Source organism: Mesorhizobium sp. M4B.F.Ca.ET.089.01.1.1, from assembly GCF_004022605.1.
GTDB lineage: Bacteria > Pseudomonadota > Alphaproteobacteria > Rhizobiales > Rhizobiaceae > Mesorhizobium > Mesorhizobium abyssinicae.
On the sequence record NZ_RZOS01001105.1, the window covers coordinates 1 to 706 of the forward strand.

1 protein-coding gene is annotated in these 706 nt (G+C 59.5%); it reads right to left on the bottom strand.

Going from position 1 to position 706, the window contains the following annotated elements:
- Window positions 1-82: 82 nt before the first annotated feature.
- The coding region (locus EN780_RS36270; RefSeq protein WP_133372956.1) for an SIS domain-containing protein at window positions 83-706 on the bottom strand (624 nt) is incomplete at its 5' end.

Here is a 706-nt window from a genome sequence, read left to right on the forward strand (position 1 = left end):
GTGCACGCGAGCACGCGCGACGAAGACCGAGGTGGGATCCGGAAATAACCTCGGAACTGCCCGAATTGGCCTTGGTGGGGATTCAGACTTCCGCCATCTGCAGACACTGGCAAAGATATTCGCTCAGCAACACCAGAGGCGGCACGTGCATCGCCGACCCGGCCTGTGGCCAAGCCTCAGCCGAGGTAAACAATACCACCTCGTCCGCAGTCCGGGCGATCGGGCAGTCAACGCGGGTCGTAATGGCAATCGTGTATGCTCCGGTTTCGCGCGCGATAGCCAGAAAATCCTTGGTTTCCACAGTGTGGCCACGCGACGAAATGCCAATGGCGAGGCTCAACGAGCCAAGCCCTCGCGCGAGAGCGTGAGACACGGTGGCGGACCCCGAGCAATGTGCGGGGAAACCTAGGCAGATCAGTCGCATGGCCAGAATATCAGCGCAGACGGATGACGGCCCCGTGCCGAACAGTTCGACGCATCGGGCCGCTCGGATGCGGTTGGCAAACCCACTAATTTGAAGGTCGTCAAAACCACGAGCGGACACGGAAATTGAGTTTTGTAAAGCAGAACTGAGGATGGCGATCCGAGGAGCTGTGTCTACAGCTTCTGATGGCGCGCGTTCAGCCAGTTCGCCGCTCAACTTCCGCCGCTCAATTTCGCCGCTGAGCGCAATCTTAAACTCGCGAAATCCCGCGAGTCCCAAGGT